Origin of the sequence: Sulfidibacter corallicola (genome assembly GCF_017498545.1) — a bacterium.
Classification (GTDB): domain Bacteria; phylum Acidobacteriota; class Holophagae; order Acanthopleuribacterales; family Acanthopleuribacteraceae; genus Sulfidibacter; species Sulfidibacter corallicola.
In genome coordinates, this window is the sequence record NZ_CP071793.1 from 1800291 (window position 1) to 1816002 (window position 15712).

Here is a 15712-nt window from a genome sequence, read left to right on the forward strand (position 1 = left end):
GGCAGGTGCGAATCCGGAATTTGACGAAACATGCAGGTCAACATCTTGGATGCGCGGCGAACGAAAGTACCATCGGTCATTCGAGAAATCGGGAATACGGGATCCGAGGACGGTTCAACCATTCGTGTCAATCTGTGTGATCCGTGGACAGACTTTATAGCCAAAGATGAGCCAGAAAGGGATGGCTTCTTGGAAGTGAACCACGGCGATGCTTATCCTGGCTTCCGGAATTCCTGTTTTCCCGATTTCTTTTGCGACGGCAAGGCCGATCCCGGGTTGAAACACCACTATGTTTCGAGGTCGAGATGCTCTCCGAGATGACGGCCGGCAGGGAGCCATGGGGTCAAGCGACGGGCTCGGAACTGTTTTCGTGCCTGGCCTTTAGGCGTTGCAGCGCGGTTTCGGCGCGTGCACTCATGACCGGTCCGAACAGGTTCACCATCCTGTCGCGGATCTCGGGATCGGTGGCCCGGGTTTCCATGGCCCAGGTCAACCGCACGGTTTCGGGAGTGACGGGTTCCAGTTCGATGGTCATTCTGGGCCGCAAGGGCTCGAAGGCGCCCTCGGTCGTGAAGGACTGGTTCAGTTCACAGCGCACAACTTCGATTACGATGTCCGCGGTTTCGGACGGCGGCACCCGGACCGTTTCCAGGTAGGTTTTGCCCACGTCGCCGTGGTTCCGATCGTTGTGGGAACGGATGGTGACCACTTCGGGAAACCACTCACCGAAGTGCTCCATGTTGATCACGTAGGTGAACAGGGGGGCGATAGGGCATTGTATTTCGATGCTTTGGCGGGCAAGTAGGGACATGTGGCGAACACCTCGAAGAGTGGAATGCCGGAGGCCGCGTGAGCTCCCGGTGGGCCTTCATGTTACTTAATTGAAAAAAGTAGAAAAATGATCTGTAAATGAAATGATTCTTCAAATAATATGAAGAATATGGATGTGATCAAGTCGATGAGGGTCTTCCGCGAGGTGGTGCGCCAAGGAAGCATGACCGGCGCCGCCCATGCGCTGAACCTGGTGCCCTCGGCGGTGAGCCGGCACGTTCAGGAATTGGAGGCCCGCTACGGCCGGCAACTCCTGTTGCGGACCACGCGGTCGATGAGCCTCACCGAGGCCGGGCGCCGATTTGCCGACGAGTGCGATGCGATTCTTGCCCGTATCGAGGCGCTGGACCGGGAGACCGCCAATCGGAACGACGAGATCACGGGTCAACTCCGGGTGACGACGCCGGTCGTGTTGGGGCGTCACTACCTGGCCCCACTTTTCGGGCGTTTCCTACGACGCCATCCCGGGCTGAAGCTGTCCTGGCTGTTGGTCGACCGCTACGTGAACCTGGTCGAGGAAGGTTTCGACCTTTCGGTTCGGGTGGGCAGCCTGACCGATTCAAGCCTGCGGTCGCGCCGATTGGGCGAGATGCGGGTGAGGGTCGTGGCAAACCCGACGTACCTCGAAAACCAGGATGGGCCCAAACATCCCAAGGGTTTGCGGGAGCACGTCTGCATTTCCAAGAGTTCCACGCGCAGTCCCCGGCGCTGGGCCTTCCAGGGACCGGAAGGCGTCTTTCACGTCACCATCCAACCGGCATTGGAAGCCAACGACGGCCAGACGGTGTGCGACTTGGCACGTGCGGGAACGGGGATCGCCCGCTTGCCGGATTTTCTGGCGGACGAGCACCTCGCAAGCGGCGAGTTGGTGGCGTTGCTGGAGGACTTCGAGATCAAACCCCAACCCATTGCGCTGGTGTACCCCCACGACCGTTTCATCACGCCGGCCCTGAGTGCCTTCATCGAGCACCTGGCCGCGCATTTCCCGGATCGCGGAAACCCCGACCGAAAGCGGTGAACCCGCTCCGTTGCCAACCCGGCTTCGTGGGGAATCAGCGGATTTTTCTCTTGTGAAACGAAGTTGCACGGAGTGCCCGAATGCAGAGAGATTCGTCGTGCTCGGTAGGTTCATCCGCCGGATGAACTTTTCGAAGCGAGCCAATCGCGCAGTAACCGCAAGCCGAGAGGGTCGTCGTGCAGGGCCGGTAAGGCCAGGTAGGTCCATCGGCCGGATGAACTTTTCGAAGTGACCCATGTGAGGAGTTCCGGCATGCTTTGAGGGTCGGCGCAGCGGTAAGTTGGGCACGGCCGGTAGGGCACGGCCGGTAGGGCCGCTGGCCCGACACTTCGAAGCGATCAAGGCTTCGCAAGGTCAAGTGGTAAAAGAGCGAAGCAGATAAGTGGGGCGTCTAGATCTCCCGATGATCGATTTTGATCTGTGTTAGGTCGCTTCGATTGGTGGAGCAGGGCCTTACGCCCCTCTCACGTTGCGGCGACTGTGGAATTTGTGACTTCGGATTGGGCCCGTGGGGGAGATTCGGTGCTCCGCTCTTTGGCGTAATTGGTTGTTGTTGCTTGGGTTGCTTCGACGCGTCGGCCCAGCGGGCCAACCTACAGGCACGACGCCTCTCTCACGATGCGGGAACTGGCTACCGAACCCCTCCGATGTGTTGGCCAGCCTGGTCGGACGGAAGCATGCAGTTCCCGTATTTTCGTAAGTGGTTCCAGGCCTGTAGGTTGAGCAGCCTGCTCAACCATTCGAAGCGACTTGTTTTCGGCGCGAGGCTAGAATCGAGGGAGTTGGGTTCTTCGTTAAGGTTTGCTCGCTTGAGTGGGTCGCTACGCTCTTTTGCTCGATTTCAGCTCGGAACTGCCGTCGCTTCGATTGGTGGAGCAAGCTGTTCCACCTACAGGCACCTCGACTCCCTCTCAATGCGGGGACTGCCTACCGAACCCCTCCGATGTGTTGGCCAGCCTGGTCGGACGGAAGCATGCAGTTCCCGTATTTTCGTAAGTGGTTCCAGGCCTGTAGGTTGAGCAGCCTGCTCAACCATTCGAAGCGACTTGCTTTCGCCGCGAGGCTAGAATCGAGGGGGTTGGGTTCTTCGTTAAGGCTTGCTCGCTTGAGTGGGTCGCTACGCTCTTTTGCTCGATTTCAGCTCGGAACTGCCGTCGCTTCGATTGGTGGCGCAAGCTGGCCTGAGCGGCCCTCTCCTCCTACAGGCACGACGCCTCTCTCACGATGCGGGGACTGTGGAATTTGTGACTTCGGATTTGGCCCGTGGGGGAGATTCGGTGCTTCGTTCTTTGGCGTAATACACTTCCGTTTCAAGGGTTGCTTCGACGTGTCGGCCCAGCGGGCCAACCTGTACCATAGAGTTCAAGCTCTATGGTTAATATTCAGTTCGTCACAGCCGTAGCCTTTTTCTTTTTTTGCTTCTTTTTTTCTTTTTGTGGAAACTGTGAATCTTGTGGAAAACTTTTTAGGTAGACGGTTAGGCGACTCCGGCCGGCCGACCAGAGTCGCCGGGTGAGATGAAGCCTTCGACCAACCTGAGCGCCCTGGTGGGTAGCTCGTCTGTAGGATTTTGCTCATCTCACCCTTTCCACACCGTTGAAAACCGCAGACTATCTGGGATTCTTCAAGTCCGTGTTTTTGCAGGTTTGGCTTTTGCGGTGTGTACCGTCCTTCACCTCTTCGGCATTGTGGAGGCTCTTCATGACCAAGACCCTAACCGCCTGGACCGGCATTGACGTTAGCAAAAACACCTTCGATATCGCTTATGTTTCCACCGAGAAAGGCGTCCCATTCGAGAAAGACATCCCATTTCACCGCATTCCCGCTCGTAAATTCCCAAGGACTCTCACAGGGGCAGAAGATGCCTTGACCTGGCTTGATGAGGCTCTTGGGTTTCCCGAACCTTTCAAAGAGCATGTCTGGGTCGTGATGGAGGACTGTGGAAGATACGCCGAGGAATTACGTTTGTGGCTGTCGATGAACAAGGGGCCATCCATCTGTATGATCACCCCCTCGCTCACGGCCGCTTACGCAAAAAGCCGAGGTCTTCGAAATAAAACCGATCGGGTGGATGCTCGATTGCTTGCCCTTTTCGGTCAAGAACGCAAACCTAAAATTCAAACGATTCCGAGTCGGACCTATCAGATTCTCAAGGACTTGTGGCGATGCAGGCAGGAGTATGTCGAACTCCAGGTAGCCGAGGGGAATCGGGCAGGTCAGCCGCTGCAAATCGAAGCGGTTCAGAAGATTCGAAAAAAACATCTCAAGGAGCTACAAGACCATATCGATCGGGTCGAGAAGGAAATCAAAAAGCTTCTCAACCGGACCCCAAAACTCAAGAAGGATGTGGACTTGTTATGCACGATAAAAGGGATCGGTTTCCTCACTGCTGTAATGGTCATCGCTGAAATGGGAGATCTCCGAAGATTTGCGCGAAGCCGCCAAGTCGGTGCATTTGCAGGGTTAAACCCGTCAAAGTTCGAATCGGGGACCTCGGTGAAAAAAACGACGATTATAAGTCGCAAAGGCTCAGCGGTACTGCGAGCGGGGCTTTACATGCCTGCGCTGACAGCCTGCCGTTTTAACGAACAAATGAAAACATTCTACGAGCGGTTGATACGCAAAGGAAAGTCGAAAAAGGCCGCTGTCGTGGCGGTCATGCGCAAATTGTTGGTGCTCATGCGGGCAATTCTAAAAACAGGAGTTCCGTACCAGGAGGATTTTCAAAAGTGTGCGTCTGCGGAAAAGATGTGCAAAACCTGACAAGATTTCCGCATTCCTCCCCCAATTTTAGGGTTGACACACAACAGACTATCCTACAGGCACGACGACCCTCTCACGATGCGGGAACCTTGGACCTTGTGGCTTTCGATGGGGGTCGTGAGGGAAAAGGGCGGCTTCGCTCTTTGGCGTAATACACTTCCGTTTGATGGGTTGCTTCGACGCGTCGGCCCAGCGGGCCAACCTACAGGCACGACGTCTCTCTCTGTATGCGGGAACTCCGCTTCTACCTGAATTTTTGACCCGAGACCCAGCGGTTCAGGGGTAGGTTTCGTGTTGCGGCAGGTCGTCGTGGATGCGGCACCAGGTCGGTTTGGATTGCGTGAAAATATGCATCTCCGGTGCCGGGATGTCGCCATCGTCGAGAACCCCGAGTGGGATCGCCACGATTTCGGCGTGTTCGATCGATTCGAACCAAACGGGACAGCCGCAAGTGGTGCAGAAGCAGCGAAGGCCCCTGCCGGAATTGAACTTTTGGATATCACCTTGGCCGTGAACCTCGAGCGTGGCGCTCTCGGCCATGGCCCAGGAGGCGGGGGAGGTGCCCGCGTACTTGGTGCAATGAACGCAGTAACAGAATCGAGATGCGCGCAACGCGCCGTGAATGGTGAATTGAATCGATTTGCACAAACACGAGCCGTGAATCATGTGATGACCCCCAATCGCCGGATGGTGGTGTTTGCCGCAGGGTTTCGATGTTTCCGGTTTCTTGTTCAGGGACAAGGTATCGCGTTTCCTGTCGTGGAATCAAGGCAGCCGAGGATCCAAACCCATGTGCCGAATCGGTGGCTTGGGCGAACCTGGTGGTCTTGCAGGCTTCTTCTGAACACCGTGCTCGATCGCGCTACAGGCAACTGGCCGTCCGGACCAACATGAACAGGTCGCTTTCGCGGTCGGACCACATGCCGGCGAGGGTCGTGAGATCGGCCATCGTGATGCCCGTCGGGTCTGCCACGTCCAGGTCCTCACAGTCCTCGCGGCGCGTGTAGTAGATCGCGAAGGGGTCCTGGTTGTCGTTTTCGCTGTAGGAATAGGTGCAGTGGACCGTGCCCTCCTGATCGATGACGAAGGCCGGGAAGCGCACGTCGAAATCGCCCTTGTCCGTCACGAAGCGGAGGCTGCTCCAGGAGTCGCCTCCGTCTTCCGAGTACTTTCCGGCCAGGTCCGCTTCCGGGTTGCCGTTGTCCGTGTTGAAGTCGCGCTCGTCCTTCCAGAACAGCCAGATCAGGTCTTTGGGCCGGTTGTACACATAAAACGAAAAGCGGCTGCGTTCGCCCTCGGACAAGATCTGGCCCTCGGTCCAGTTCTGGCCGGTATCCGTGGACTTGATCCACCAGATGTCGACGACGAAGGGATCGCCGAATTGAGCCTGCATCCAGGAGACGTGGAAATCGCCGTCCCGGGTCACCAGTGACATGGGATCCCACTGATCGCCGTTGCCGCCCGCCACCAGGACCTCGGTCCAGTTGGCGCCGCCGTCGTTGGAAATCACGCCGTAGGTGTCCCAGTGCACTTGCGGGCGATTGTCGCGCCACACGATGATCAGGTCGTCGCCGTCGGTGCCGGTGAAATCCGCTCGGGGAAAGGCCGAATTGAGGTTGTCGTCCAGACTGAGCATCGTCGGGTTGTCGAAAGTGATGCCGTTGTCCGGCGACCGGTTGTACCAGGCCTCGGCCGGCATGCCCTCCTCCTCGGGGTGACCGTCGTGCCACATGATGTGCACCCGGTTCTGGCGATCCACCGTGATGATGGGCGAGTTGAATTGGTGACGCACCGCCGCCGAAACGACCTGGGGCTTGCTCCAGGTTTCGGCGCCGTCGTCGGAATAGGCGTGCCTCACCGTGTCGGTGGGGATCCGCTGCAGCCAGGCTACGTGAATGCGGTCGTTGCGGTCGACCACCACCACCGGGCTCACCGCGCCGTCGGTGGCCGGTTCGAAAAAGACCGGTTCGGACCAGGTGGCGCCCTCGTCTTCCGATTTTGAGAGGTACAGGTCGAAATTCAGGCCCAGCAGAATGAAAAAGAACGAGTAGATGGTGCCGTCGGAAGTGACACCCATGTTGGTGCCGACGCCGCCGCTCGATGAACCCCCGAGATTCGGAACCAAGGTTTCCTGGGTCCAGTAGGGGCTGGTTCCTTGTTGCGCAAAGACCGTCAGAACACAGAAACATCCACCGATAAGCATGCGGACCATGAACGACCTCCCAGTTGTCGATTTTTCCTGTGGACAGGTCAGGGCAGAAATCTGTTGAACGTGTCGGGTATTTCTCTGTGCCGATTAATTTGGGACGGGGCTATTTTTGAAAGGGGCTCGGTGGGTAGTCAGCGAAGCCGCGGTCGTGCTTTTTACGACACACGCATGAGGTCGAGTGTGGCTTCGTGAAAAGTAAAGTTCTCGAATATGTACTAGTGCTAGAAAATTTGAACATCGAATCTTTCGTGAAGTTGGGTTTGGTTTTTGGTTGATCGGTGAACCTAACTGCTCGCTTGTAAAAAGCGCGAGTGTTAAAATGTTTATCACCTCTTTTTCGCAACATCGGTTCACCCTCTCCCACCCGATCCCGTGGAAGGTCCAAGGTGAAGAAAAAGCGTACAGCGTTGTTGGGCGCCACCATAGGTCTTTTATTCGCCGTAGGTTGGATTGGCTTTGCAGTGGTCTTCCAGTCCTGGGGCCAGTCCGTCCGGCTCTCGAAGGGAGAGAAGCGGTGGCTCGAGGCCCACAAGGACCGCATCCTGGTGGCGCCCGACCCGATGGCGCCGCCCATCGATATGTTCGATGAAAACGGCACCCACACGGGCCTTTCCGCCGACTATCTGGCCATCATTCAGGAACGCCTGGAATCCCGGTTCGACATCGTGCGCCTGCCCACCTGGCATCATGTCTTGGAGGAGGCCAGGGCCCGGCGCGTATCGGTCGTCTCGGTGGCGGTCGTGACGCCGGAGCGGCGGGAGTACCTCGATTTCACCGTGCCGATCGTCACCATTCCCAACGTCATCATCACCAACAAGGCCAACACCGAAGATCTCGACCTGACGAAACTCGAAGGCCGGCTGGTTTCCGTGCCCGAGGGTTATGCCGTGCAGGAGTTTTTGACCCGCAATTATCCCCGCATCGAGATCGCCCCGGTCGCGAACAGTCTCGAAGGCCTTCGCAGTGTTTCCTTCGGCGAATCCGAAGCCATGGTGCTGGACCTGACCCAGGCCTCCTATCTCATCCAGGAACACGCCATCACCAACCTGCGGGTGGCGGGCGAGGTCGATTACGAACTCAACCTGTGTTTTGCGGTGCGCAAGGACTGGCCCCAACTGGTGAACATCCTCAACAAGGCGATCTCCTCCATCGACCACGAGACGCGCGACGACATTTTCCAGAAATGGATCAGCTTGACGAACATTCCCTGGTGGCAGACGCCCCGGTTCTGGAAGAAAGTATTTTCGTCCCTGATCCTGGTGTTCACGCCCATGCTGCTCATCCTTCTGTGGAACCTCACGTTGAGAAGGAAAATCAAGCGAAGGACCAGTGCGCTTCAAAAGGAATTGGAGCGGCGCCGCGAAGCCGAAGAACAATTGAAGATCCACAAGCAGGATCTGCGCACGATCGTGGCCGTCCGAACCGAAGAACTGCAAAGCCTGAATCGGGTCGCCAGCGTGACCGAAAAGCAATCGTGGCTCGGCGATCTGATCGACCTGATCCTGGAACAGGCATTGGCCCTGTTCGAACCCGCCGAAAAGGCGACGTTCTTCCTCAAGGACCTGTCCACGGGGCATTTCTTCATCGCCGCCGCCAAGGGGTATCCCCGCGATCAGTGGGAAGGCGTCTCGGTGACCAAGGAAGCCCTGGTGGCGCGATACACCGCGGAAAACTACATGCTGTGCGAAGGGATCTATCTGGTCCATCACACCCTGGGCATCTCGGGTGACGAGACCCTGCGGGGTTTCGACCGACCCCAGGCGATTCTGTCGATGAGTGTCGCCCACCGCCCCGACCTGGACGGCTTTCTGGTGCTGGACAATTTCGTCGATTCCCGTGCCTTCGACGATATCGACGCCCACAAGTTGTCATGGTTCCGCGAGCACGTGATCACCGCGGTCGTCAAAGCCCGGCTGCTGGAAAAAATCAACGATCGCACCATGGAGCTGGAACAGAAGAACCGCCAATTGGAGGACGCCACGCGCCAGTTGGAAGAGTTGTGCGTGACCGATGCACTCACCAAGTTGCGGAACCGGCGCTATCTGGAACAGACCATGGACGTGGATATCGCGCAGTCGATTCGGGCCTATGCCGGCGGTTCCCCGAAGGCCAACGGCGAGCGCCCCAAAAACGCCGACATCAGCTTTTTGATGTTGGACGTGGACCATTTCAAGTCGGTCAACGATACCTACGGACACGAAAGCGGTGACCGGGTTCTGGTCCAGATCAGCGAGTTGATGAAAAGGGTCTGTCGCGGAAGCGACTCGGTGATTCGTTGGGGCGGGGAGGAGTTCCTGATCGTGGCGCGCTCGGTTCATCGAGAGCAGATGGCGGTATTGGCCGAGCGCCTGCGCGGCGCCGTGGAACACCACGATTTCAATCTGGGCAACGGCCAGGTCATTCGACGCACCTGTTCGATCGGGTTCGCCTCGTTTCCGTTCCTGGTCTCCTGCCCCGAAATCTTTTCTTGGGAACAGGTGGTCAGCCTGGCGGACAAGGCGCTCTACATCGCCAAAAAAAGCCAGCGCAACGCCTGGGTGGGTGTACACCCCATGGGCGATGTGGAGCCGAAAGCCTTTCTCGCCGGCCTGGTCAATCTCCAGGAAATGGTGTCCCAAGGAGGATTGGCCCTGGAGACATCGATCGCCGAGCGCTCGCGCCTCGTGTTCGTCTAGTCCGAGGGTCATCGGCCGAGTAACTGCTTGATTTGAAAGGCCCGCCGTTTCAGTATGAGGGAGTCTCCCGCCGGCTCATCGGACCGATGGGGAGCCCGTTATTTCCCCTGCCCGCTCGGATTCCAGGTCCGCGAGGCGTCGCAGGACCAGGTACAGGTCGTTGTCGTGGAAGGCCGTTTTCGTCCGAAAGCCCCGCTCTGCCACCTGGAATTTTTCTCGTGCGTCCGCGATCCTGCCGGCCGCCGCGTCGATGGCGCCGCGATGACTCAGAATGCGCAGGAAGACTTCGTGGTCCCCGTCGAAAAACCGCCGCAGCATCCGCTCGGCATTGGCGAGTAACGCGTTCGCTTCGCCGGGGCGATCGAGGGCGATGGCGGTCGCCGCCAAATCCACCCGTAAAAAAGCACCCCAGACCTGCTCCCACATGCCGAAGCGCTCCATCAGGTCGCGGGCCTGCTCCTGCAGGCGTCGTGCTTCCTCGAAATCGGCCAGGTGATAGGCCACGCGCCCGGCCAGGCGCAGGTAGAGGGCGGCGTTGGGATCCCCGGTGTTCGGGCCCTCCGGCATCTCGTTCAAGATTTCCTTGGCCAAGGAGGCCTGGCCGCGGCGCAACTGACACTCCGCCAGGGCCAGTCGCGTGTGTTCGGTGTAGTCGCCGCTCGGATCCAGGTTCTGGGCGCGCTCGAACAGGGAGAGCGCGATGTCGAATTCGCCGCGCCACATCGCCAACATGGCGCGCCGGGTCAACGGGTACACCCTCATGATATGGTCTTGGTTTCCAAACAGTTGATCCACCATCGACTGCTCGCGTTCGATGTAGGTCTCGGCCTCGGCCATTTGGTCGCGCAGCAGCAAAATGCCGCTCAATCCCTCGCAGACGGCGATCTTCGAAAAATGCGGATGGTCACCGGTTTGGCTCTGGAAGTGTCGCCATGCTTGGCGGTATTGTTCTTCGGCTTCGCGAATCTGGCCCTGCAGGATCAGCATATTCCCGTGATTGGTGAGAAGCGTGTAGTAGACCAGCGGATTGCTGTCGTGGATCTGGCAAAAGTTGTCCAAGGCCAATTCCATGAAGCCTTTCTGGTTCAGGAAGTCATTGGCGTTGTAGGCGATCCGCGAGAGGCCGTTGTAGGCGGCGCCGCGCTGCATGTTGTGTTCGGGCAAACCTTCCATCAGCTCGATCGCCCGGTGGAAGGCGATCTCCGCTTCCGGGAACCATCCCATGGACACCAGGGTTTGGCCGTACTCGGTGTTCCACCGGGCTTCGTCCTTCTTGTGATAGACCGGAAGGCGCTTGCGGGTCTCGTCCGCACGCTGGAGCATGTCCAGGGCCTCGTCCTCCTTGCCGTTTTCGCGCAGGGCCACCGCCAGTTGGCGCTTCAGGTGGAAGAGCAACCGATCCGGGTCCCGATCCAGCGATTCACGCAGCTCGAGCCCTCGCGCGAAGAGCTCCTCGGCCCGCTGGATATGGCCGAAACCGAGGTAGGTCTCACCCATGCCGAAATAAAGGCGGGCGCCGATCCAGGGGTAATCGCGCATGTCGGTCTCGATTCGGGCGATGCCTCGGTCGAGCATCTCCAAAACGGTCAGCGGTTTGTCGCGATTGAGCTTGGGGTCGGCATCGCGGAACATGCGGTTCAGGAATTCGGTGACGTTCATCGTCGCCTTGCGCTCGAGTTCCGCGATGTCGCGTTCGCGAATCGCTTCGGCGCGTTGTTGCAGGGCCGTCAAGGCCAGACCGGAAACGAGCAACATGATGGCGATCTGCATGCGATTGCGTTTGAGGAAGCGTTGCAGCACGTAGCCGAATCCCGCTTTCCTGGCGCTGACCACCTGGTTCTGTTGGAACCGTTTCAGGTCGCGGGTGAGCTGTTCCGCCGAACCGTAGCGTTCCTCCGTGGATTTGGCCATCGCCTTGGCGGTGATCGCGTCCAGGTCGGCCGGAATGCGCCGCCATGTCGGTAGCCAGCCCCACCGGTCCGATGTGGGCTCGGCCCGCTTTCGTTTCAGCATCAGGCTCGGTTTGATCGGGTTCACCGTGCAGATCTTTTCCTGCCACTCGTTGGGGTTGGTGGTCTTGAAGCGAAAGGGCAGGCAACCGGTCAGCATTTCGTAGAGAATGACCCCCAGGGAATACACGTCCGTGGCGGCGGTCAACCGTTCGCCGGAAACCTGCTCGGGGCTGGCGTATTCGGGCGTCATCCGTCCCTTTTCATCGAAGGTCTTGACCACCGGGGCGCGGGTTTGGGCGTCCAGAAAGGCGGCGATCCCGAAATCCAGCAGTTTGGGTTCCCCGTCGCGCGTGATCATGACGTTCGAGGATTTCAGGTCTCGGTGAATGATCAGTTTCTGATGGGCGAAGGACACCGCGCGGCAGATCTTGCCGAACAACTTCAGGCTGTCGTTCAGGTCGAGCCGGGCTTCGCGGCAATAGGTGCTCAGCGGGGTGCCGTCCACGTACTCCATGACCAGGTAGGGGCGGCCGTCTTCGGTGGTGCCGCCGTCGTGGAGTTGGGCGATACAGGGATGTTGGAGGGTGGCCAGGATTTGACGTTCCTGGTGAAACGCGCGCAACAGGCGGTCGGAGTCGAGCCCGGGTTTGACCAGTTTGACGGCCACGCGCATCTGGAAGTCGTCCTCGCGGGTGGCGAGGTAGACGACACCCATGCCGCCGCGACCCAATTCGCGTTCGATGCGGTAGGGACCCACGTGGGTGCGTGGCGGCTCTTCGAATTCGGGGTCGCCGGGGCCGGTCTCGAACGACTCGGCCTCGGCCAAGCGGCTGATCAGCGTGTTCAGGTATTCGGATCGATCGCCGCAGGCTGCCTCGATGAAGGGACGACGCTGGGGACGGTTCCTGGACATGGCTTGCATCAAAATGCGGTGCATCCATTTTTCGCGAGCGATTTCATCACCCAATAGGTCGCAGGAATCGTCGTCCCGGTCCGTGGATTGGTCCGGGGCCATGTGGCCTCCTTGAAAACTTCATAAAGTGGAAAATCATATGGCGGATACGAATAGATAAAAACGGCTAATTGGAGAGTTAGCCGAAAACGGTTAAACTCTATTTTACCTCAATTGTGTGAATAAGGGATCCCGCTCTCCAGGGGATCGAAACCCGCAATCCGTTGAATCACAACCGTCCGTAAACCCGAACCGTCCTGTGGCTCAAGTTTGGTTCGCTTTTTCAAACGGTTTCGCTTCAGTAAATTGACATGGCATCGCTCCACTGTGGCGTCCACCTGAATTCTGAACGATTTAGGCCGTCATATCCCGTTGTCGCAATATCTCCAATTTTCGCGAGGTGTGCGACAGGTCACGTACCCTGTTCTCAAAAGTAACAAGAGTTGATAGATTGCATCAACGGATGAGTAGGGCAATGGAGAGCCGTAGGATGAACGATCAGGATAACGAAGCGCTCACGCGCATGCTGAACGATTGGGGCGATGGCGATACCCGATACGTGGACGAGCTGTGGCCCCAACTGGCCGAGTCGTTGCAAAACATTTCGCGGAAAGTATTGAGAGAGTTCGTGTTCGCCCAGGGGCGCGGTGCCAGTTTGACGTCGCTCGACCTGCTGCACGAAGCCTATCCCAAGCTGGTGCGACATGGCGCCAACCCTTCGCGGGAGTGGCAGAACCGCAAGGAGTTTTTCGCGCTCGCCAAGAAGATCATGCTGTGCGCGTTGTTGGACTACAACCGGCGAATGCAGCGACGCGAGGGCAAGGACGACCCGGACTATCCTCTGGAAGACCTGCCGTACGACGCCAAGGCGGTGACGGCCGAGCACGTGATGAGCTTGGAGAAGTCCCTGGAAATGTTGGCCGAAATTTCGCCGCGACAGACCCAGATCATCAAGTTGCGTTTTTTCGAGGATTACACCATCGACAGCATCATGGAAGAGCTGGACATGAGCAAATACAAGGTGCAGGTCGAATTGAAGGTGGGGCTGGGATTTCTGCGGCGTAAAATGGCGCTGCCGGGAAAACCCGCGTAGCGCGTGGCCATCCAGCGGTCAGGTATCAGGTATCAGGTATCGGCTAATTGCGTGTGAATATGTGTCTTACTGTGGTTTGGCACCTGAAGCCCGATAACGTGCCCCTCCACCCAAACCACCTTGGGCGTTGCGGCCATTCCGCTTCTGGATTGGTACTAGCCGAACCCCTTGCCGATTTTGAAGCCATCCGACTGAAGACTGAGAGCTGACGGTGTGGCCGTCCAGCCGAAAAAACCCGGTGCCCGGGCTGGTTGGCAAGGCGTTCAAGGCTCCGATGGGACTTGTTCTAAGGTCCATGGCGAGAAGCCAAAGGCGACGAAGAGATGGGCCGACCTACCTGAAGCCTGAAAGCTGACAGCGTGGCCATCCAACCGAGAACTTCCGGTGCGAGGAAATCGCCCGATGTTGGATGGCCACCCATTACATGGTGGGGATGAGGGCGGTGATGCGATCGGCCTCGCGAATGCCCGACAGGTAAGCGCCGTGGACCGTGGCCGGGTAATCGGGGTGGGTTGCCTCGCCCGCGAAAAAGAGTTTGTCGCTCACGGGCGTGGCCAGGACGATTCGATCCTCGCGATCGCTTCCCGGGGGCAGGTACGAATAGGAGCCGCGCGTGTGTGGATTGGCGGCCCATCGCGTGACCAGCCAGCCGCGGGGCTCGGGAAAATCGGTCCCGTAGGCGGCCCGTAGGGAGCGCATCACGCGCGCCACCTGGCGGCGGTCGGGTTCGTCCTCCATATGGCGGGCGGTATCGGCGGCGACGAACGCCATCAGGGTCCGCGTGCCGGTGGCCGGGAACAAGTTGACGATGGCCAGGCCGCCACCGACGTCGTGTGAGAGAAAACCGAGGCCCTCGCGCTCGATCGGCCAAGGCCCGGTCAGGTCGAAGTCGAGCACGATCTTGTTGAGCAGGCCCATGCGCATGCGTTCGATGCTGCGCCGTTTCTCGGCGGGCAGGGGAGGGTTGAAGGCGATGTTTCCGGCTTGGAGCACGCCCAGGGAGACCGTGACGATTGCGAAATCGGCCTGAACCTCGGTGCGATCGGTGGTGACGGTGACGCCGTGGCCCATGTACCGGATGCCGGTGACGCGCTGGCTCGTGCGGATGTCGAGGCCCTCCGCCAGGATGTGGACCAGTTGGTCGTAGCCCTCGGGAAACACCACGTCGCTGCCGCGAAAGCTGCCGCCGTCCAGGAGACTGGCGAGCGAGAGTTCGTCGGGTTCGGCGGCGGCGTCGCCCCTGACGGTGGTGGTCAGCATGAAGTCCAGCACCCGTTTTTCGAGACTGGTCAACTGTTCCCCGGCCAAGACGCGATCCAGCGCCTCTTGGAACGAGATATCGCGTTCCAGTCTTTCGGCCAGGTAGTAGATCTCGCGCAGCAGGCCCTGCCATTCGCGGGCGTAGAGGCGCATGTCCCTTCGTGTCAGGGCGAACCCGTCCACGTCGAACAGTTCCATGTTCTCCTCGCTGGTGGCGTAGAGCTCGATCCCGTGCCTTTTCGCGAGTCGGGTCAGGGGATTGCCCTTGGGACCGTGGATCCACGACGCGCCCAGGTCCACCGGCATGCCCAGGGCGCGGTTGGTGAACACGCGGCCGCCGATGCGATCGGAGGCCTCGAATACCGTGACCCGCACGCCGCGATCCCGTAGGGTTCGCGCGGCGGCCAGGCCGGCCATGCCGGCACCGACCACCACCACGTGGCTGTCGCGCAGGCGGGTGGGCTCTTCCGCGACCCTTGGCGAACGATCGAGCGCGGTTGGGGCGCAACCCAAGGTCCATGTCAGGATGAGTAGGAGCCGGAAGGGTTCGAAATACCAACGCCGGCCCCGGTGCTGTACGTGCGAATGGAAAAACACGGTCGCCTCCTGGTGTTGTCGTTCGGCCGATCCATGGGGCTCAGGGTGGATCGTCTTCGGCCATACGTCGGCCGCACCCGTCGAAGCGACCAACGGCGCAACCCTGGAGGACCGGAGGCGGTCGCACGCGTATCGCGGTCATGGCGCCTCGAGCTGCGGGCGCGGATGCTGGGTGACGACCGTGGACGGCACCACCCGATGGGCGGAGATGCGTTGTCCCATGGTACCGCAGGACCGCGAATCTCGGGCGACAAGAATGGACGATGAGGATTCGCGCGACGCGGGGCCCCTTTTCCTGGCATAATGGGGCTCTACCCATCTCGAACGATCCACAATCAGGTCTCTTCTTGCGAACCGCAATG

At 59.1% G+C, this 15712-nt stretch carries 9 protein-coding genes; 4 read left to right on the forward strand and 5 right to left on the reverse strand.

Annotated elements, in window-relative coordinates:
• Positions 1-343 precede the first annotated feature (343 nt).
• Positions 344-811: an SRPBCC family protein gene (locus tag J3U87_RS05205; protein WP_237381974.1), complete on the reverse strand. Its 468-nt coding sequence runs from the start codon at positions 809-811 to the stop codon at positions 344-346.
• 120 nt (positions 812-931) lie between these two features.
• On the opposite strand from J3U87_RS05205, the gene J3U87_RS05210 reads away from it, so the two are divergent.
• Both J3U87_RS05210 and J3U87_RS05215 read left to right on the forward strand, forming a co-directional pair.
• Positions 932-1849 carry a LysR family transcriptional regulator gene (locus J3U87_RS05210; RefSeq protein ID WP_237381975.1) on the forward strand — a complete coding sequence of 306 codons (918 nt, stop codon included), beginning with the start codon at positions 932-934 and terminating at the stop codon, positions 1847-1849.
• 1701 nt (positions 1850-3550) lie between these two features.
• Entirely contained in the window at positions 3551-4612 is a 1062-nt protein-coding gene (locus J3U87_RS05215) for an IS110 family RNA-guided transposase (protein ID WP_237377302.1), read from the forward strand.
• A gap of 276 nt (positions 4613-4888) precedes the next feature.
• On the opposite strand, the gene J3U87_RS05220 is transcribed toward J3U87_RS05215, so the two are convergent.
• Together J3U87_RS05220 and J3U87_RS05225 are read right to left on the reverse strand one after the other, a co-directional pair.
• On the reverse strand, positions 4889-5278 hold the full coding sequence (locus J3U87_RS05220) for a GFA family protein (RefSeq protein WP_237381976.1): 390 nt from the start codon (positions 5276-5278) through the stop codon (positions 4889-4891).
• A gap of 196 nt (positions 5279-5474) precedes the next feature.
• Entirely contained in the window at positions 5475-6824 is a 1350-nt protein-coding gene (locus J3U87_RS05225) for a sialidase family protein (protein WP_237381977.1), read from the reverse strand.
• Between the two features lie 383 nt (positions 6825-7207).
• Between J3U87_RS05225 and J3U87_RS05230 the strand changes: the two genes are divergently transcribed.
• The gene (locus J3U87_RS05230; protein WP_237381978.1) at positions 7208-9496 is read left to right on the forward strand and encodes a diguanylate cyclase; all 2289 of its coding nucleotides are present in this window, start codon (positions 7208-7210) and stop codon (positions 9494-9496) included.
• A gap of 75 nt (positions 9497-9571) precedes the next feature.
• Here J3U87_RS05230 and J3U87_RS05235 read toward each other — a convergent pair whose 3' ends face one another.
• Positions 9572-12463 carry a serine/threonine-protein kinase gene (locus tag J3U87_RS05235; protein ID WP_237381979.1) on the reverse strand — a complete coding sequence of 964 codons (2892 nt, stop codon included), beginning with the start codon at positions 12461-12463 and terminating at the stop codon, positions 9572-9574.
• 427 nt (positions 12464-12890) lie between these two features.
• Here J3U87_RS05235 and J3U87_RS05240 point away from each other — a divergent pair, with 427 nt between their 5' ends.
• A complete protein-coding gene (locus J3U87_RS05240; protein ID WP_237381980.1) occupies positions 12891-13493 on the forward strand; it encodes a sigma-70 family RNA polymerase sigma factor in 603 nt (200 codons plus the stop codon).
• Positions 13494-13913: 420 nt separating this feature from the next.
• Here J3U87_RS05240 and J3U87_RS05245 read toward each other — a convergent pair whose 3' ends face one another.
• Positions 13914-15350, reverse strand: a complete 1437-nt coding sequence (locus J3U87_RS05245) for a flavin monoamine oxidase family protein (protein ID WP_237381981.1) — start codon at positions 15348-15350, stop codon at positions 13914-13916.
• Positions 15351-15712 lie beyond the last annotated feature (362 nt).